The 18,926-nt window shown below is 65.3% G+C and carries 19 protein-coding genes; 17 read left to right on the top strand and 2 right to left on the bottom strand.

Annotated elements, in window-relative coordinates:
• Position 1 precedes the first annotated feature (1 nt).
• The 12 genes from folE to cls all read left to right on the top strand — a co-directional run bounded on the left by folE (position 2) and on the right by cls (position 10,061).
• A complete protein-coding gene (folE, locus tag CXY79_RS13470) occupies positions 2–571 on the top strand; it encodes a GTP cyclohydrolase I FolE (RefSeq protein WP_104102458.1) in 570 nt (189 codons plus the stop codon).
• Positions 568–1,386, top strand: coding sequence for a dihydropteroate synthase (folP, locus tag CXY79_RS13465; protein ID WP_369827988.1), 819 nt, complete (start codon positions 568–570; stop codon positions 1,384–1,386). Before folE ends, folP begins: the two co-directional genes overlap by 4 nt.
• Positions 1,383–1,748 carry a dihydroneopterin aldolase gene (folB, locus tag CXY79_RS13460; protein ID WP_104102455.1) on the top strand — a complete coding sequence of 122 codons (366 nt, stop codon included), beginning with the start codon at positions 1,383–1,385 and terminating at the stop codon, positions 1,746–1,748. The genes folP and folB overlap by 4 nt, the downstream gene beginning before the upstream one ends.
• Positions 1,745–2,269 carry a 2-amino-4-hydroxy-6-hydroxymethyldihydropteridine diphosphokinase gene (gene folK, locus CXY79_RS13455; RefSeq protein WP_104102453.1) on the top strand — a complete coding sequence of 175 codons (525 nt, stop codon included), beginning with the start codon at positions 1,745–1,747 and terminating at the stop codon, positions 2,267–2,269. Before folB ends, folK begins: the two co-directional genes overlap by 4 nt.
• Positions 2,266–2,736 carry a DUF3180 domain-containing protein gene (locus CXY79_RS13450; protein ID WP_104102450.1) on the top strand — a complete coding sequence of 157 codons (471 nt, stop codon included), beginning with the start codon at positions 2,266–2,268 and terminating at the stop codon, positions 2,734–2,736. Before folK ends, CXY79_RS13450 begins: the two co-directional genes overlap by 4 nt.
• The gene (locus CXY79_RS13445) at positions 2,699–3,226 is read left to right on the top strand and encodes a PH domain-containing protein (RefSeq protein WP_104102447.1); all 528 of its coding nucleotides are present in this window, start codon (positions 2,699–2,701) and stop codon (positions 3,224–3,226) included. The genes CXY79_RS13450 and CXY79_RS13445 overlap by 38 nt, the downstream gene beginning before the upstream one ends.
• Entirely contained in the window at positions 3,223–4,821 is a 1,599-nt protein-coding gene (locus CXY79_RS13440; RefSeq protein ID WP_104102444.1) for a PH domain-containing protein, read from the top strand. The genes CXY79_RS13445 and CXY79_RS13440 overlap by 4 nt, the downstream gene beginning before the upstream one ends.
• A complete protein-coding gene (locus tag CXY79_RS13435; protein WP_104102442.1) occupies positions 4,818–5,576 on the top strand; it encodes a Rossmann-like and DUF2520 domain-containing protein in 759 nt (252 codons plus the stop codon). Before CXY79_RS13440 ends, CXY79_RS13435 begins: the two co-directional genes overlap by 4 nt.
• Positions 5,577–5,608: 32 nt before the next feature.
• Complete coding sequence (gene panC / locus CXY79_RS13430) at positions 5,609–6,508, top strand: pantoate--beta-alanine ligase (protein ID WP_233191489.1); 900 nt, start codon at positions 5,609–5,611, stop codon at positions 6,506–6,508.
• A 132-nt stretch (positions 6,509–6,640) separates the two neighbouring features.
• On the top strand, positions 6,641–8,176 hold the full coding sequence (gene lysS, locus CXY79_RS13425) for a lysine--tRNA ligase (RefSeq protein WP_104102437.1): 1,536 nt from the start codon (positions 6,641–6,643) through the stop codon (positions 8,174–8,176).
• A 238-nt stretch (positions 8,177–8,414) separates the two neighbouring features.
• Positions 8,415–8,591, top strand: coding sequence for a hypothetical protein (locus CXY79_RS16255; RefSeq protein ID WP_166784554.1), 177 nt, complete (start codon positions 8,415–8,417; stop codon positions 8,589–8,591).
• Between the two features lie 6 nt (positions 8,592–8,597).
• Complete coding sequence (cls, locus tag CXY79_RS13420) at positions 8,598–10,061, top strand: cardiolipin synthase (protein ID WP_104102434.1); 1,464 nt, start codon at positions 8,598–8,600, stop codon at positions 10,059–10,061.
• Positions 10,062–10,718: 657 nt separating this feature from the next.
• Here the strand turns inward: cls and CXY79_RS13415 are convergent.
• Both CXY79_RS13415 and CXY79_RS13410 read right to left on the bottom strand, forming a co-directional pair.
• On the bottom strand, positions 10,719–12,656 hold the full coding sequence (locus CXY79_RS13415) for a sugar-binding domain-containing protein (protein ID WP_347232374.1): 1,938 nt from the start codon (positions 12,654–12,656) through the stop codon (positions 10,719–10,721).
• A complete protein-coding gene (locus CXY79_RS13410; protein ID WP_104102425.1) occupies positions 12,653–13,666 on the bottom strand; it encodes a LacI family DNA-binding transcriptional regulator in 1,014 nt (337 codons plus the stop codon). The genes CXY79_RS13415 and CXY79_RS13410 overlap by 4 nt, the downstream gene beginning before the upstream one ends.
• A gap of 215 nt (positions 13,667–13,881) precedes the next feature.
• On the opposite strand from CXY79_RS13410, the gene CXY79_RS13405 reads away from it, so the two are divergent.
• The 5 genes from CXY79_RS13405 to CXY79_RS13385 are packed head-to-tail and all read left to right on the top strand — an operon-like array spanning position 13,882 to position 18,897.
• Positions 13,882–15,189 (top strand): ABC transporter substrate-binding protein, encoded by a 1,308-nt coding sequence (locus CXY79_RS13405; RefSeq protein WP_104102422.1) that lies wholly within the window; start codon positions 13,882–13,884, stop codon positions 15,187–15,189.
• A gap of 3 nt (positions 15,190–15,192) precedes the next feature.
• Positions 15,193–16,206, top strand: coding sequence for a carbohydrate ABC transporter permease (locus CXY79_RS13400; protein WP_233191485.1), 1,014 nt, complete (start codon positions 15,193–15,195; stop codon positions 16,204–16,206).
• The gene (locus CXY79_RS13395) at positions 16,203–17,081 is read left to right on the top strand and encodes a carbohydrate ABC transporter permease (protein ID WP_233191484.1); all 879 of its coding nucleotides are present in this window, start codon (positions 16,203–16,205) and stop codon (positions 17,079–17,081) included. Before CXY79_RS13400 ends, CXY79_RS13395 begins: the two co-directional genes overlap by 4 nt.
• A gap of 54 nt (positions 17,082–17,135) precedes the next feature.
• A complete protein-coding gene (locus CXY79_RS13390) occupies positions 17,136–18,074 on the top strand; it encodes a glycoside hydrolase family 43 protein (RefSeq protein ID WP_104102419.1) in 939 nt (312 codons plus the stop codon).
• Between the two features lie 10 nt (positions 18,075–18,084).
• Positions 18,085–18,897, top strand: coding sequence for an aldose 1-epimerase family protein (locus tag CXY79_RS13385; protein WP_255409042.1), 813 nt, complete (start codon positions 18,085–18,087; stop codon positions 18,895–18,897).
• Positions 18,898–18,926: the final 29 nt, after the last annotated feature.

The raw sequence follows: 18,926 nt of genomic DNA, 5'->3' as shown, positions 1-18,926 counted from the left end.
GGTGGCAGTGGACAGGGTTCGGATCGAAGCCGCGGTCGCCGAGATCCTCGCCGCAATCGGTGAAGATCCCGCCCGTCCGGGCCTCAGGGCGACCCCTCGCCGGGTGGCCGAATCCTACGGTGAGCTCTTTGCCGGGCTGGCGGTGGACCCGGTCGACCACCTGCGTGACGCGATCCCGGTGGGCCCGCACACGGGTGAACTGGTGCTCCTGCGCGACATCGCCTTCCGCTCCGTCTGCGAACATCACCTGCTGCCCTTCCTCGGCATCGCCCACCTTGCCTACGTGCCGAACGAACGGGTCGTGGGTCTGGGCAAGCTGCCGGCTGTCGTCGACACGATCGCCGCCCGGCCCCAGATGCAGGAACGCCTCACCGAGGAGATCGCCGAGGCGCTCCAAATCGGGCTCGCACCGCTCGGCGTACTGGTCGTGCTCGACGCCGTGCACGGTTGCGTGACCGCCCGCGGTTCGCGCCAGACCGCCAGCTCGACCGTCACGATGGCCAGCCGCGGGTCCCTCGCCGAACCCGTGAAGCGCGCCGAGATCATGGCCCTGATCGGCTCCGGCCGGTGACCCGGCCGCGCACCCTGATCATGGGGGTGCTCAACGTCACACCGGATTCCTTCAGCGACGGCGGCCGGTGGGCATCGACGGATGCCGCGATCATCCACGCCCTCGACCTGCAGTCCCAGGGAGCCGACCTGATCGACGTGGGCGGCGAGTCCACGCGCCCCGGCGCCGGCCGGGTCGCGCCCGCCGAGGAGCAGTCCCGGGTGATCCCGGTGATCAGCGAACTCGCCCGGCAGGGGCTTTCGATCAGTGTCGACACCCTCAATTCGAGCACCGCGGCCGCCGCGGCCGCCGCCGGGGCGCAGATCATCAACGACGTCTCCGGCGGCCTGGCGGACCCGCAGATGGCATCCATCGCCGCACGCAGTGGGCTGACCTACGTCGCCATGCACTGGCGGGCGCACGCCCCGAAGATGGACGACCTCGCTGTCTATGGCGACGTCGTCGCCGAGGTGCGGGCCGAGCTGGTTTCGCGGGTCGACATGCTCACCGCGGCTGGCCTGCCGCCGGAGAAGATCGTGCTCGACCCGGGGCTCGGCTTCTCGAAGCTGCCCGATCACAACTGGCGTTTGCTGGCCCACCTGGACGCCTTCGCCGACCTGGGGTTCCCGGTCATGGTCGGTGCCTCTCGCAAGCGGTTCCTCGCCGGGGTGCTCCCGGCCGACGCGGGCGTGCTGGAACGCGATCTGCCGACCGCCGTGGTCAGCGTGCTGGCCGCGCAGGCCGGCGCCTGGGCGGTGCGCGTGCACGACGTCGCGGCGACGCGAACGGCGCTGAATGTGCTGGCACTGGCGGATTCCGCCAGAATGGGACCATGAGAAGCGACTCCATCACGCTCACCGGCCTGCGGGTCAACGCGCACCACGGCGTCTACGACTTCGAGCGGGAAAACGGACAGGACTTCGTCATCGACGTAACGGTTTGGCTCGACCTGCGGCGTGCCGCCGCGAGCGACGATGTGACGCAGACCATCCACTACGGCGAGCTCGCCGTGGAAGTGACGGATGCTGCCCGGCACAACCCGGTCGACCTGATCGAAACCGTCGCCGAGCGCATCGCCGTTGCGGTGCTGGCGCACGACGCCGCCGACACGGTGCAGGTGACGGTGCACAAACCACAGGCACCGATCTCCGTACCGTTCACGGATGTCGCGGTGCAGATCGTGCGGACGCGCGCATGACCGACGCGACCCCGGCGCTGCTCGCCCTGGGCAGCAATCTCGGCGACCGCATGGCCACCCTCACCGCGGCGATCGACGCGCTGGAGCAGGTGCCCGGGCTCGAGCTGACCGGCGTCTCCCCGGTCTACGAGTCCGCCGCGGTGAAGGTCGGCGGCGTCGACGACGAGGCACCGCGCTATCTGAACCTGGTGGTCGGCATCCGTTACACCGGGCACCCGCACACCCTGCTCGACGCGGTGAACGCCATCGAGAACGACCACGGTCGGGTGCGGGTCGAACGCTGGGGCGACCGCACCCTCGACATCGATATCATCGTCTTCGGAACGGCCTCGCTGCACGACGAGCGCCTGACCATCCCGCACCAGCGGGCCGCCGAGCGCGACTTCGTGCTGGCCCCGTGGTTGGACCTCGACCCGGCCGCAGTGCTGCCGGGCCGCGGCCCGGTGCGCGCGCTGCTCGGCGCGATCAACACCACCGTGCAGCGGTACCCCGCACTGCCGTCCGCGGGCGGCAACCGGTGAAACGTACGCAGCCGTCGGCGCTGATCGCCCTGGGTCTGGCCGGCCTGGTCGTCGTGTTCCTGCTCGAGCTGGCCGCCGCGGCCGGCGGCTCGGCGATGTTCCTGCCCCCGGCCACCCTGCCGATCGCGTTGATCGCGATCGGGATCGGCGTCCTGGCGCTGGCCTGGCCGATCCGTCAGGCCATTCGCGGCACGGTGCGGAAACACGTCAACCCGTTCCTGGCCATCCGGGTGGCGCTGCTGGCGAAGGCGTCGGCGCTGAGCGGGGCGCTGCTTCTCGGCGGCGGACTGGGAATCGTGCTCTACATCCTGACCCGCTCGGTCGTGCCGGCGGTAACATCGTTATGGCCTGCAATCGGGACGGCGGTAGGCGCCGGGATCCTTCTGACCCTGGGGCTCGTGGCCGAGCACTTCTGCACGCTTCCCCCCGATGACGACGATCAAGAGCAGGGAGAAGTGCGTGCCTGACGCGGCTGTAGGACTGGACCTCCCCGACGTGGAGGAGTGGAAGCGCGTCTCCCCGCGTTATGTGGTGGTGGAGACGGTCGGCACGATCGTCTTCGGACTGGTGCTCACGGCCATGGCCGCGGCGGTGTGGCTGCTTCTCGACGTGCAGTGGGCGCTCTACGTGATCGGCGCGATCGTGTTGATCACCGGGGCCAGTGTCGCCTTCGAACCGCGCCGGGTGCGGGCCATCGGCTATCAACTGCGACGCGACGACCTGCTCTTCCGCCGGGGCATCATGTTCACCCGGTTCGTGTCCGTCCCTTACGGGCGGATGCAGCTGGTCGATATCACGCGCGGCCCGATCGCGCGCTGGCTGGGTCTGGCCGACCTCAAATTCGTGACCGCGGCGGCCTCGTCGGGGGTGCTCATCCCGGGGCTCGCCGAGGCCGACGCGGAGAGCCTGCGCGACCGGCTCGTGGAGTTGGCCGAGAGTCGCCGGGCCGGGCTGTGACCACGCTCGCCGACGGGGAATGGCACCGGCTGCATCCGGCCAGCCCACTGCTGCGCGGCGGCATCTTCATCGTCGCCGTGCTCGGCTTCATCATCGCCAACCTCCGCGAGCGGCTGATCGACGTCTTCTTCGGGGTGCCGAGATACGGCGGCGACCCGATCGACGCGATCCTCGAGCGCGGCGTCGTCGGCTGGGCGCTGCTCGCGGTCGCGGTCGTGCTTGTGCTGATCCTGGCGGTCTTCTACCTGTCCTGGCGCATGCACACCTTCCGGGTCACCGGGGAGGTCGTCGAGGTGCGTAGCGGAATGCTCTTCCGCAGCAACCGCCGGGCCCGCCTCGACCGCATCCAGGGTGTCAACATCGTGCGCCCGTTCATCCCTCGCCTGATCGGCGCCGCGAAGCTCGAAGTCAGCGTGGCCGGTCAGGACGCCAATGTGCAACTGGCCTACCTGGGTTCGACCCTGGCCGACCAGCTGCGACGGGACATCCTTCGCCTCGCGTCCGGACTGCGGCAGCAGGCCGTTCCCGCCCCGGATGCCGCGCTGGCCCAGACCTCCCGTCTCAGTCACGCTCCCGCGTCACCCCTCTCTCCCGCGACCGCCGCCGCCGACCGGGCCCGGGATCTCTTCGCGCCCGAGCTGGACCCCGACGCCGCCCCGCCGGAATCGGTGGTGCGGATTCCGCCCGGGCGGCTGATCGGATCCGTCGTGTTCAGCGGCTTCACGGTTTTCGTCGTGCTCGCCGGAATCGCCCTGATCGTCGGCGTGACCGCCGGCGGCAGCGACTGGCTGCTCGTAGCCTTCATCCCCACCCTGATCGCCAGCGTCAGCTTCTATTTCACCAGGGTCATCAAGTCGCTGCGCTACAGCATCGCCGGCACCCCCGACGGCGTGCGGGTCGGCTTCGGGCTGCTCACTACTAGCAACGAGACCCTGCCGCCGGGCCGGGTCCACGCGATCGGCGTCTCGCAGCCGTTGCTCTGGCGCCCGTTCGGCTGGTGGCAGGTGCGCATCAACACGGCCGGCCACTCCAGCACCCAGGGTGCCGCCGGCGAGGCCAACACCACAACCCTCCCGGTGGGCACGCTCGCCGACGTCGCCCGGGTGCTCGAATTGATCCTGCCCGGGTTCGACTCGGCGGAGCAGCAGGCCCTGATCGAACGGGGCCTCCGCTCGAAGGGCGGCGACGACGGCTTCACGAACGCGCCGCGCCGGGCGGCCTGGCTGCATCCGTTCTCGTGGCGCCGCACCGGCTACACCGTCGTGGGCGGCATCGCTCTGCTCCGGCGCGGCGTGATCTCGCGGGAGCTGGTGCTGGTGCCGCTGGCCCGGTTGCAGAGCGTCGCCATCTCGCAGGGCCCCGTGACTCGGATGCTGCGCCTCGCCTCCGCCCGGCTGCACACCGTCGCCGGGCCGGTCTCCGCCTACCTCGGGGTGGTGGCCGCCGCAGAGGCCCTGGTTTTCTTCGACCGGATCGCCTCCGGGGCCATCTCGTCGGCCCAGTCCGACACCAGCCACCACTGGAACCAGCCGATCCAGGACCAGCCGACCGCGGCCCAACCCACCTGGAAGCAACCGAACGGAGTCATCGAATGACGCCGCGTCCCGGACGCCTCGGAATCGGCATCATCGGTGCCGGCCGGGTCGGCCCCATCCTCGGCGCCGCCCTCGCCGGCGCGGGCCACGCGATCGTCGGGATCTCCGCCATCTCGCAGTCCAGCCGTGACCGGGCCGAGGCGATTCTTCCGGGCGCGCCCATCCTCACCGTTCCCGAGATCGTCGAGCGCAGCGAACTGGTCATCATCGCCGTGCCCGACGCCCAGCTCGAGAGCCTCGTCAGCGGGCTCGCGGCCGCCGGAACCTGGCAGGCCGGCCAGCTTGTGTTGCACACCTCGGCCCGGTATGGCACCTCGGTGCTGGCCCCGGCGCTGGCCGGTGGCGCAATCCCGCTGGCCATCCACCCGGCCATGAGCTTCACCGGCACCAGCATCGACCTGGCCCGCCTCGCCGACAGCTACTTCGCGGTGACGGCGCCCACGCCAGTGCTGCCGATCGGGCAGGCGCTGGTCGTGGAGATGGGCGGCGAGCCCGTGATCGTCGCGGAGGCCGACCGGGCTGCCTATGCCGAGGCCGTTGACACCGCCACGGCGTTCTCCACCTCGATCGTGGAGCAGGCCACCGGGCTGCTGGCCGGCATCGGCATCGAGCACCCCGGAGCGGTGATCGCGCCGCTGATGCGGTCCGCCATGGAGAACGCGCTGGCCCGAACCAGCCCCGACCGTCTCGACCTCTCCCAGCTCGACGCGCTGGACGCGCTCGACACCCGCGACCAGGACGGTTTCGACGAATGACACAACCGCAACACACCGGAGGACGAGTGAACGTGCTCACCAAACCAGCAGTCATCGGCAGCATCGAGGAACTGCGGAGCCGCCTGACCGACGCGCAGAGCCGCATCGAGAGCGCGCGCGCCGGGCGCGGCGAGGCCGGGCTCGGGCGACCACGCATCGTGCTGGTCCCGACCATGGGGGCCCTGCACGCCGGGCACCTGACCCTGGTTCGCCGGGCCCGCAGCCTCGGCGACATCGTCGTGGTGTCGATCTTCGTCAACCCGCTGCAATTCGGGGTCGGGGAAGATCTCGGCAGCTACCCGCGCATGCTCGAGGCCGATGTCGCGGCTCTGGCCGCGGAGGGCGTGCCGTTCGTATTCGCGCCAACCAGCCAGCTGATGTACCCGGACGGCGCCGCTTCCACCCGGGTTGTCGCCGGCGCGGTCGGCAGCCTCTTCGAGGGCGCTGCGCGCCCCGGGCATTTCGACGGCATGCTGACGGTGGTTGCGAAGCTGTTCAACATCGTCGGCCCCGACGTGGCCGTGTTCGGCCAGAAAGACGCGCAGCAGGTCTTCCTGGTCGAACGGATGCTGGCCGACCTCAACTTCCGCACCCGCATCGAGGTCGTCCCGATCGTGCGCGAAGACGGCGGCCTCGCCCTCTCCAGCCGCAACCGCGCGCTCGAACCGGCGCAGCGCGCCGCCGCCCGGGCGCTGTCCGCGGGGCTCGAGGCCGCAGCATCCGTCGCCGCCCAGGGGGTCGGCGCCGCACTGCAGGCCGCCCACGCGCGGATCGACGTGCAGCCGCTGGTTAAACTGGACTATCTCGTTGTCGTCGACCCGCGGACCTTCCTTCCGGTCGGGGGCGAGCATCACGGCCCGGCCCGCATGCTGGTCGCCGCGCTGGTCGGCCACACCCGGCTGATCGACAACGTGGCCCTGGACCTTCCCTAGGCCGCACCACCCGCACGACCGTCACCAGCCAGACCCTCACCAGCCCGACCTTTCATCAACACGTCGTCACATCAATGAGCACGCGCGGGAGCGACGGGCATCGCCCGGCCGCCACCTGCCACGGAGAACCGCATGAGCGAGCAGAACCCAGCACCGACCGAGGCCGAAATCGTGGCCGCCGCAGCGGCGGAGGCCGAGACCAACGAGCAGAAGGTCGTGCGCCTGGCCAAGCGTGACCGGTTGAACGCCGCCGCGACCAGTCCCGCCGGCGGCGCCTACCCGGTGTCCGTGCCCGTCACCGACACGATCCCCGCCGTGCGTGCGCAGTTCGGCGACCTCGAAGCGGATGCCGTCACCGGCGTCATCGTCGGCCTCGCCGGCCGCGTCGTGCACCTGCGCAATACCGGCAAGCTCTGTTTCGCGAGCCTGCAGTCCGGGGACGGCAGCCGCATCCAGGCCATGATCTCCCTGGGGGCGGTGGGGGAGGAATCCCTCGCCGATTGGAAAGACCTCGTCGACCTCGGCGACCACCTCTTCGTCTCCGGCGAGGTCATCTCCTCCCGCCGCGGCGAGCTCTCCGTCATGGCGTCGGAGTGGCAGGTCGCCGCCAAGGCGCTGCTGCCGCTGCCGAACCTGCACACCGCGCTCAGCGAGGAGACCCGCGTGCGCAGTCGGTACCTCGACCTGATCATTCGCGAGCAGGCCCGCCGCAGCGTGATCCAGCGCTCGCAGACCGTCGCTAGCCTGCGCCGCACCTTCACGGAGCTGGGCTTCATCGAGATTGAGACGCCGATGCTGCAGGTCATGCACGGTGGCGCATCCGCTCGCCCGTTCACGACCCACAGCAATGCGTTCGACACCGACCTCTTCCTGCGGATCGCGCCGGAGCTGTTCCTCAAGCGCGCCGTGGTCGGCGGCATCGACCGGGTCTACGAGATCAACCGCAACTTCCGCAACGAGGGCGCCGACTCCACCCACTCGCCGGAGTTCGCGATGCTGGAGGCCTACGAGGCTTACGGCGACTACAACTCGATCGCCGACCTCACCCAGAAACTGATTCAGGATGCCGCGTTCGCCATCGCCGGCTCGCACGTGGTGACCTGGGCCGACGGCACCGAATTCGACCTGGGCGGCGACTGGGACCGCATCGGCATGTACGACAGCCTGTCCGCGGCCGTGGGCTACGTGATCTCGCCGGCCACTCCGCTCGCCGACTTGAAGGTGCTCGCCGACACGGAGGGGCTCGATATCGACCACCCCATCCACGGCAAGTACGTCGAGGAGCTGTGGGAGCACTTCGTGAAGGGCGGCCTGACCCGCCCCACGTTCGTGCTGGACTTCCCGATCGACACCAGCCCGCTCGTGCGCGGCCACCGCGGTGTGGCCGGGGTGGTCGAGAAGTGGGACCTGTACGTGCGCGGCTTCGAGCTGGCCACCGGCTACTCCGAGCTCGTCGACCCGGTCGTGCAGCGTGAGCGCTTCGTCGAACAGGCGCGCCTCGCCGCCGGCGGCGACCCCGAGGCCATGCGCCTCGACGAGGAATTCCTGCGGGCCCTCGAGCACGGGATGCCGCCAACCGGCGGCATGGGCATGGGCATCGACCGTTTGCTGATGGCGCTGTCCGGGCTGGGAATCCGGGAGACCATCCTGTTCCCACTGGTGAAATGATCATCCGATGAGGTCGAATCCGCCTCGCGAGCCTGTGCCCGGCGAGCCTGTGCCCGGCGAGCCTGTGCCCGGCCAACCGATCCCGCGCGTCCGTCGTCGTCCGTCCCTGCTCGAAATCTCGATCTGGGTCGGCGTCGGGGGAACCGGGATCTACGCAATCGGAACCGGTATCGCAGGGCTGCTGAACACGTAAACGCCGCGCGCCCGCCCGCCGTTTTCCCGTATCGTTGGAGACATCATGGATAACTTCTGGGTCAGCGCTTTCTGGGCGCTCCTGCCCACCGTCGCCGTCGGGCTGATCTTTTGGATCGTGATGCGTTCCATCGTGCGGGCGGACCGCACGGAGCGTAAGGTCTACGCCCGGATCGAGGCGGAAGAGCGCGCCAAGCTCGGGCTCGATAAACCGGTTACGTAGCACCGAATGTTCGGCATCGACATCTCGACCATCATCCTCGTGATCGCCCTGGTGGTCGATTTCTCCATTCGCGTGGTGGCAATCGTCGTCGTTCCTCGCAACCGTCGGCCGACATCGGGCATGGCGTGGCTGCTAACGATCTTCTTCCTGCCCTTCATCGGCGCCTTACTCTTCCTGCTCATCGGCTACCGAACCCTGCCGAAAAAGCGACTGGAAATGCAGGAGGAGATCAACCAGTTCATCCTCGACAGCACCGAGGGAATCGATCAGGTGCGTCGCGATCATCCGTGGCCGCTCTGGCTCGACTCGGTCGTCGAACTCAACCGCAATCTGGGGGCGATGCCGCTGGTCGGCGGCAACGAGGCCCGCCTGCTCGGCGACTATGAGGGCACGTTCGCCGAGATGGTCACGGACATCGATCGGGCCCTCAATTTCGTGCACGTCGAGTTCTACATTCTTTCCCTGGATCCGACCACGGCACCATTCTTCGACGCCCTCGAAAACGCCGTCAAGCGCGGCGTGACCGTGCGCGTGTTGATGGATCATATCCAGTCGATGCGCAAGCTCGGCTACCGCGAGACGCTGCGCCGGCTCACCGACTCCGGCGTGAAGTGGGAGCTCCTGCTGCCGCTGCAGCCGCTCAAGGGAAAGTGGCAACGGCCGGATCTGCGCAACCACCGTAAGGTGCTGATCATCGACGGCACGGTCGGTTACATGGGGTCGCAGAACGTCATCGACCGCACGTACAACATGCCGGGGAACATCCGTCGCGGCCTGAAGTGGAAAGACCTGATGACGCGGGTCGAGGGACCGATCGTGTCGGGTCTCAACGCGATTTTCATCACCGACTGGTACAGCGAGACCAACGACCTTCTGACCCGGGACATCCAGCCGGTGTCAACCGAGGTTGTGCCGCACTCCCTGGACTGCCAGGTCGTGCCCAGCGGACCCGGCTTCGAGGGCGAGAACAACCTGCGTCTGTTCCTCGCTCTGCTCTACTATGCACAGGAGCGCATCATCATCACGAGCCCGTACTTCGTGCCAGACGAGTCGATCATGTACGCCATCACGACGGCCACTCAGCGCGGGCTGCGGGTGGAGCTGTTCGTTTCCGAGGTCGGCGACCAGGCCCTCGTCTACCACGCGCAGCGCTCCTACTATGAGGAGCTGCTTCGGGCGGGCGTGAAGATCTACCTGTACAAGGCTCCCTACGTGCTGCACGCCAAGCATTTCACGATCGACGACGAGGTGGCCGTGATCGGGTCGAGCAACATGGACATGCGCTCGTTCAGCCTCAACTTCGAGGTATCGATGATGGTGCGCGGACGCTCCTTCGTGCAGCAGTTGCGGGCGGTGGAAGACGGCTACCGGGAGGACAGCCGTGAACTCACCCTGGCGGAATGGATGAAGCAGCCGCTGCGCTCCACGGTGCTCGACAATCTCGCCCGGCTGACCTCCGCGGTGCAGTAGCGGCGTCCGGCTCGGCTCCGAGCCCCGGCACCTCGCCTCACCCAATTCGGCGGTGGTCGAGGGGGCACTCCCTCGACGATGCGCGACGTGCCCAACAGGCGTTCACGAGCCGGAGACCGCACGACCAGGAGCTCGGTTCGGTGGTGAACCAATTCGACGGAGATTTTGGGAAAGAGGGAAGTTTTTCAAGCTAACCTAACCGCTTTTGCCAAAATCTCCGTCGAATTCGTTCGGGGGCGCGGGTGAAACGTGTTTTTGGCCGGTGCCCGTGCAGAGGCGTGTGTGCATAGTACGCTTCCGCTCATTCTCGCCACGTTCATGTTCTTGCTCACGGTGCTGCGGAGCATCCGTTCTGACGGCGTGATCGCTCTGGTTTTCTTCCTGGCTCACCTGGCGATGCAGATCCGGGTCGAGGTGATCGCACAAATCTTTCTCCCGCACAGGGGTTTTATGCCGGTCGACTTGGCTGGTTCCGAACCCGGGGCGCGCGGTTCGAAAGCGCCGTCTCCGGGTTCCTGCTGGACATCGTCGCCACGGCCGCCTGTGCGGCCGTCGTCGGACTCGCTGAAACTCGAGCAGAGGCACAACTCCACGCCCGATCTCAATACCTGCGTGCACTCACTGAGACCGAGTGCGTGGAGCCGGTCGCAGGTGTCCTCAGCCGGTGGCTGGGTGCAGGCTCGACGCAGCGACCCGCGCCACCCGGGGAAGGGGTGCGTTCTCCCCGGATACGATGCTGCGAATGACGGCGATCGGCAGTTTGGGCTCCCGGTTCGCGTCGGTCAGGCCGTTGGTCTCCTGCATTGTGTCCGTCAGCTGGGTGTAACAAAAGCCCGAGAGGATCGGGTTGTCCCGAAGGCTTCCCACGAGACCTGATACACGATTTTCGAAGTCCTCATGGCTTGTAGCTGTCGTGTAGCCCCACGAGTCATCGGCAGCATCGGGCGCGAAGCTGACCCCGCCGAATTCAGTGACCATGATCGACTGGCCATCGACTTCGCGGGGGATGAGCTGCAGGCGACGCCCTGCCGGACCCATACCCGCAACGAGGGATCGGATGGCGTCGATGTCCTTGTAATTGGCGTCGAGCTGCTCGGCCGTGCCCGCATAGTCGTGGATTGTGAGGATGTCAGATATGGCGTGTTCCCAGCCGTCATTGGAGATGACGGGGCGGCTCGGATCGAGCGCGCGAGTCAGGTGGTAGAGCGACTGGGCGAAGCTCAACTGGGCGTCGTCGTGTGCGATCTGTTGAACACCCCAACTCTCGTTGAGGGGAACCCAGGTGACGATTGACGGATGCGATCGGTCGCGGCGCACTACTTCGGTCCATTCGCGGGTGACTCGCGATACTGCCTCCGAAGAGAACTCGTAGGTGCTGCCCATTTCACCCCAAATGAGCAAGCCGAGCCGGTCCGCCCAATAGAGGAATCGAGGGTCCTCGACCTTTTCATGGATTCTCGCGGCGTTGAACCCGAGGGCCTTGATGAGTTCCACTTCGGCTCGCAGAGCTTCGGCCGAGGGCGCAGCGAGGTGCGACTGCGGCCAGTAGCCCTGCTCCAGCACCGATCGTACGAAGTACGGTCGGTCATTGAGCAGGAACCTGCCGCCCGCGACACCGACGCTGCGAAGCCCGAAATAGGAGAAGGACTCGTCGAGAATGCTTCCGTCGTCAGCAATGATCGAGACATGCGCGTCAATCAGTCGTGGGTTTTCCGGTGACCAGAGGAGAGCTTCACAGGCCTGACCGTTCGCCTGCCGAGAAATCTGAATGGTTGCCTGTGATCGCGGCTCAACGGCCAAGAAAGACTGCCGGGCGAGAATTTCGCCCGCGATGGACAGTTCCACCTGAACAGTAACGCTCGGCGCCGGTCGCCGCGTCAGCTCCACCTCGATCGCGACGTCCCCAGCCGGCACGTTTGGAATCCAACGCAGTGCCGTGATGCGCTGATCCGGCACAGACTCGAGCCAGACCGGTTGCCAAATCCCCGTAGTGCGGTGGTACCAAATGACGTGCGCATCCTCAAGCCAATCCTGTTTGCCCCGCGGCTGAGCTACGTCGTGGGGGTCATCCTCGGCACGAACCACGAGCACGCAGTCCTCTTGGGGCGACAGAGCTTCGGTGATGTCAAAGGAGAATGGCGTCTGGCCGCCCTCGTGAGACCCGATGAACTGGCCATCGATCCACACAGATGCGCGGTAGTCGACCGCCCCAAAATGCAACACCACTCGGTCACGCCCGCGGGACAGTCCGCTCGCGGCCACGTCTTCGGGGCTGATGATGCGGGAATACCAGACAACGGGATGGAAGCCCGGCTCGGCGATTCCTGACATCTCCGACTCAGGCGGAAACGGAACAGTGATGACCCGGCCAAGGTGTGCAGGGTTTGCGAACCACTTCTCGCTTCTGCCGATGTCGTGATCGTCGTGTTCGAATGCCCACTCGCCGGCGAGATCGTGCCAATTCGGGCGGACAAGTTGCGGGCGGGGATACACGCCACCCTGGGCACTGGCAGAAATCGGGAGAGAACGCGACATACCGCAATCATGCCGCCAAATTACAGCGCTGTAAAGTCTGAGTGTCGGTCGAGGCGTCAAGGAGCAAATGGAGCGCTCTCGCGCACCTCGAGTGAATGCCCCACGATCCTGTGGCGGCCAACCCCCCGGTATCCAGCGATTCGTTCCTCGAGGAGATCGAAAGCAGCCGCGGCGATAGCGGTCTTCCTCGGCGCCACGGAGGTGAGTGTCGGGGACGTGTACGCGGCCAGGAAGGTGTTGTCCCAACCGACCACGGCCACATCTGCGGGTACCGATCGCCCGGAATCATGGAGGGCTTTCAATGCTCCGATCGCAAACCGGTCGTCGCGGCTGACCACGCCGTCAAAACACACCCCGCGCTCAATCGCCTCGGCAACCGAACGAAGGCCTGCTTCAGCCGTGAATTCCAAGGCCGTGAATACCAGCTCAGGATCCAGCTGGACCCCGGCCTCCAGGAGACCCTGTTGGTAGCCGAGAAGGCGCTGATTCGTCGAACCAGTGATGTCCGCCGCTATGACACCGAGAAAAGCGATGCGTCGACATCCTCTCGCTAAGAGGTGCCGCGTGGCATCGAGAGCGGCCGAGATGTTGTCGATCATCACGTGGTCTGTCATGACAGGCATGGCCGCCTCGCCGAGCAAGACCAGCGGAGTGCCAGGATCGAGCTTCGCAATGTCGAGCGATTCCATGCGGACGGGGTGAAAGATCACGCCGTCGACCAGCCCAGCCTCCCGATCGCTGAGTACCGCCCGTTCCGCGACGGGATCGCTCAAGGTCTGCTCGATGATGACTCGGTATCCTCGTCGAGTTGCTTCTTCGGCAATGTGACGGGAGAGTTCCGAAAAGTACGGGTGGTCGATTTCGGGGATTGCCAGGGCGATCATTCCGGTTCTTCCGGTAGCCAGACGCCGCGCCGTAAGGTTGGGTCGGTAGCCGAGCTGGTCAATTGCCGCTTGCACCTTCTCGCGGAGCGCCGGGGCCACGTGAGGATAGTTGTGAACGACGTTTGAGACGGTCTTCATGGATACGCCCGCGAGCTCCGCGACGTCTATTAGTCGAACCCTTGCCATGTTTGTCCCGTCCCGTCCGGTCCATCCTAAGGCGACTGTGGCCAGGCGCTGGAAACGGTGTTTGTCGCGGATCCTCGCAGACTAGACAAACATCTTTCTAGCGCTGTACATTGACGGAAGGCGCTCGTCTGCCGCTCCGATTGGTGCGGGGAATGGGCGGCCCGCTTCGCGCATGAGTCGCGGAGCGATGTTTTCGATGAGGAGGACGAACGATCATGAAGCAGAAAGACTTCCTGGGGCGGCGAGTGATTGGGGCCACAGCTCTCGGTGCCGCACTCATGCTGGTACTGGCCGGATGCTCTGCGGGCGGAACCGGGCAGGCGGCGAGTGAGCCCTTCACCGGTGAATACACCGGACCTGAAGTGGAGCTGTCCTACTGGAACGGCTTCACCGGCGGGGACGGTCCGTTCATGGAGAAGATGGTGTCCGACTTCAATGCTGAGCATGACAACATCACGGTTGTCTCGAACACGATGCAGTGGACCGACTTCTACCAGAGACTGCCCGCAGCGGTGACCGCCGGCGAGGGTCCCGACGTCGGCGTGATGCACCTGGACCAGCTCGCGTCGAATGCCGCGCGAAACGTCATAGTACCGATCGACGATCTCGCTGAGGACTTGGGTCTCACGTCAGATGACTTCAGCGACGAAGTCTGGAATGCCGGCGTCTATAAGGACGCCCGATACGGCATTCCGCTCGATGTGCATTCACTGGCCATGTACTACAACACCGAACATTTCGCCGCCGCTGGGATCGAAGGGGCCCCGACCGACGCGGCTTCCTTCCAGGAGGCGCTCGACAAGCTCAAAGCAGCTGGGTACGAAACTCCATTCTGGATGCCGACGCGGTGGCCGAGCCACCTCATGAACCTCTCCGTGCTGTGGCAGAACGACGGTGAACCATATGGTGACGACGGGGCAACGTTTGATTCAGCAGCCGGGGTAGAGGCACTTGAGTGGCAGCGCTCCATCGTGGACGACGGTTACAGCCCGAGTGACGTCGCCATCGACTCTCAGTACGTCGCCTTCAAGAATGGTGAGACCTCGATCACATGGGACGGCATCTGGCAGATCAACGATCTCGCCGAGTCCGGTCTGCCTTACGCGGTCGCCCCGGTCCCCACAATTGGTGACACGGATGCCGTATGGGCCAACTCCCATAACTTCTTCCTTCCCCGCCAGGCAAACGCGGACCAGAACAAGGTCAACGCATCGAAGGTGTTCATCGCCTGGATGAGCGAGCAGTCCGCCGAGTGGGCAGGCTCGGGCATGATCCCCGCTCGCCAGTCGGTGCGTGATGCGGGTGCCCTCGACGGCCTGCCGCAGGAAGCAATCGCGGCAACGATCGATTCGATGCGTTTCTTGCCGCCCATTCCCGGGATCGGTGGGGTTCAGGCCGAGACCCTCGAAATCGCAGTCGCCGACGGGGTTCAGGGAACGACGACGCCGAGTGACGCGCTCAAAAAAGCCGCCGGCACGGCGACGAAACTCATGGCCGACAACAAAGCCTCGTTCGGGGACTGACCAGTGTCGACGAAGGTCGGTGAGCGCGCCCTCCCCATGGGGAGGGCGCGCCGCCCCTCGGCCTCCGACCCGGAGTCGCAGAAAAATCGTGGAGTGCGAGCGGGCACTCGGCGGCAGGGGATAGCCACCCCCTGGCTATTCCTTGCCCCCTACCTGCTTCTGTTTGGCAGCTTCGTCGTCCTCCCGGCAGTTTTAGGGGTGTGGATCAGTCTTCATTCCTGGGACTACACGTTGCCGAACAAACCCTTTGTCGGCCTCGACAACTACGTCGCCTTGTTCTCACCCGGATCGACGGTTTTTGGCCCGTTCTGGGGGTCCATGCGGGCCACCGGCATCTTCACGGTACTCAGCGTGCCATTGCTCCTGATCGTCCCGCTCGCCGTTGCCTTACTCATGAGCAGGAAGTTTCCCGGACGGGACTTTCTCCGAGCAATCTACTTCGCCCCCTACGTACTCGGCGTCGCCGTCATCTCGGTGCTGTGGCGATACCTGCTCGACAACAACATCGGGCTGGTGAACCACTATCTGGGACTCCTAGGACTTCCGGATGACACCGCTTGGACAACAACGACGCCCGCGGCCTGGGTCGCGCTCGTGGGAGTGACCGTCTGGTGGACGCTCGGATTCAACGCCGTCATTTACCTTGCCGGCCTTCAGGACATCCCGATCGAACTCTACGAAGCCGCACGTGTTGATGGGGCCGGACCGTGGATGCAGTTCCTGCACGTGACGATCCCCGGGCTCAAGCCCATCCTCTCGTTCATCACGATCATCACCCTTCTTGCATCCGCCAACATGTTTGGCCAGTCCTATCTCATGACTCAGGGCGGCCCCGGACGTGAAACGCGCACGGCCATATATCAGATCGCCGACGCGGGTCTGCGCAACTTTCAGATGGGCAGCGCCGCAGCGATGAGTTATGTACTGACCGTATTCCTCATGGCGATCAGTGCTTTTGTCTTCTACATCTTTCGCGAGAAACAGCCCAAGAAGCTCAAGAAGGAGGTGCGCTCGTGAACGCTCTCACGACCAGGATCAGTGCAGGTTCCCGTGCACGCAGTGCACGTCGACGGAGTGGCACAATCACTCGGGTCGTCGTTCTCGGCGCGATCGCAATCGCGTTCATCAGCCCGATCATCTTCATGATCGTGACCAGCTTCAAGACCCGGGCTGACGCAACGGCTATTCCACCGGCGTGGATTCCCAATCCAATTTCCGTACAAGCTTTCGCGTCTATCCTCGCTCCCGGGACTGCGACTCCGGTGCTGCAATGGTTCGCAAACAGCATGGTCGCAGCCGCCCTCAATGCCACGCTCGTCGTCGTCACGGCGTCATTGGCGGCGTATCCGCTCGCACGAATGCAGTTTCGCGGCAAGAATTTCGTCTTCGTCATCATCGTCGCGACATTGCTGGTGCCGCCGGTAATCCTGGTGATTCCCAACTACCTCATCGTGAGCGAACTGGGGTGGCTCAACTCGCTCGTCGCGATCATCATTCCCACGGCGGCGTCCGCATTCGGAGTGTTCTTCATGCGACAGTTCTTCGTCGGCCTGCCGATCGAGTTAGAGGAGGCCGCCCGGCTCGATGGGGCGAACCGATTCGTCATCTTCATGCAAGTGGTTCTGCCGCTCGCCAAACCCGCACTTGCAACACTCGCGCTGCTCGCCTTCCTCGGCAACTGGAACGACTTCCTCTGGCCCGTCTACGTCTTGTTCAGCCCGGAGATACAAACACTGCCAGCTGGACTGTCCACGCTTCAGTCCGCAAATGCGGTGCGCTACGACCTTTTGATGGCCGGCGCGGTTGTCGCGAGCGTGCCCGTGCTGGCGCTGTTCATCTTCCTCCAGCGCTTTATCATCGAGGGCGTTTCTCGCTCCGGAGTGAAGGGATAGCACGTGTTGACCTCTGCTCGCCGCGCAGCGGTAGCGTGTGTGGCTGGAGCCATCATGACCGCCTTCGCGGTGAGTGGCTGCACGGCGGCTCCGGAGCACTCGGCACCTCCGGCGTCTGCCGCAGCAGGCGCTGCGGTACTCAACACGAATTTCGCAGACCCCGACGTGGTGGAGGTCGACGGCACTTATTTCGCGTATGCCACCAACGACAACAACCGCAACGTGCAGGTCGCCTCCTCCACCGATCTCCTCGATTGGGAGGTGTTACCGGACGCGTTGCCGGATCTCCCAAGCTGGATTATTCCGGGAAAGACCTGGGCGCCTGAGGTGACGAGACTCGCCGATGATTCATTCGTCATGTACTTCACGGCGACGAATTTTGCGCCAACGCTGCAGTGCATTGGTGTAGCCACTGCCAGCGACCCGGCCGGACCGTTCATCGTTCAGAGCGACGCCATGATCATCTGTCCAGAAGACGAAGGCGGCGCGATCGATGCAAGCACCGTGCTCATCGACGACGCCTTGTACCTCGTCTGGAAAAATGACGGTAACTGTTGCGACCTCGACACCTGGATTCAGGCGGCCACGCTGTCTCCCGACGGGCTCAGCATCACGGGCGATCCCATCAGGATCCTGAAGCAAACCGAGGATTGGGAGGGCAACCTTATCGAGGCTCCCACCATTGTGGTCCGAGGTACAGGACTCCTGATGCTCTACTCCGCTAACTCTTACGGAGACGACCGATATGCGGTCGGTGCTGCAACGGCTGCCTCAATCGATGGCCCGTGGACGAAGGAAACGGGTCCGATCCTCTCGACCGAAGGGTCGGGGGGCCTATATCGCGGCCCTGGTGGCCAAGACCTGGTCTTTGGTCTGAATGGCAAGGACTATCTCGTCTTCCACGGGTGGGACACGGACTACACGTACCGCGCACTTCACGTTGCCGAGACCGAATGGGACGCCGACATTCCTCGGGTCCTGACCCCCGAGTAACCCAATTGGGGTGCGACCTTTCTTTCGCGGCGCCATCCTGGCGCCGTGGCCGAACCGAGTCGTGGATGGAAAGTACACATTCGGTGGTGTCGAGCAACAGCTCAGCATCACCGAGCCGTCGAGGGGTCACGCTCTCCATGGACTCGTGTCCTGGTTGAACTTTGCAGTGGTCAGGCAGGCGGCCGATCGGCTCGTCCTCGCGGCAACCGTCGAAGCGCGGCCTGGATACCCCCACCGGGTGACGCTGGAGGTGGATTTTGCGCTTGACGCCGGTGGCCTTCGAACGGCAGTTACGGCAGTGAATGCCGGTCCAAATGCCGCCCCTTTTGGCGTCGCTCCGCACCCGTACCTTGTTGCCGGCGATGGCCGCGTCAACGACTGGACGCTGGAGCTCGCAGCCCAGCGAATCCTGACCGTGACTCATGACCGCCTCATTCCCCTTCACCTCTGTGATCTCGATGCTGGTGATCTTGCCGTGTTTGACTTCCGCACGCCGCGGACTATCGATGACACCTTCATCGACCATGCATTCACTGGCTTCGACCGGGACGATGAAGGCATGGCGACACTTCGATTGACGACGACCGCGGGCAGTGGAGTGGAAATGATCTGGGGTCCCGAATGCCCGTGGGTTCAGGTGCATACGGCTGATCAATTAGTACCCTCGATCGACAGAATTGGACTCGCCGTCGAACCAATGACCTGTCCGCCGGATGCGTTCAACTCTGGAATGAACCTGAACGTCCTTGAGCCATCCGGCTCAACGCGCGCCTCCTGGACGGTTCGTGCAATCGACCAGCTATGCAGACCGCTCCGGAATTGACGCGACTCGCGTCGCCGAATGACCAAACC

This window comes from Cryobacterium sp. M96, assembly GCF_002929845.1.
GTDB classification, from domain to species: Bacteria; Actinomycetota; Actinomycetes; order Actinomycetales; family Microbacteriaceae; genus Cryobacterium; species Cryobacterium sandaracinum.
Note: the sequence above shows the minus strand (reverse complement) of the source record. Positions and strands in the feature narration are given on the sequence as shown.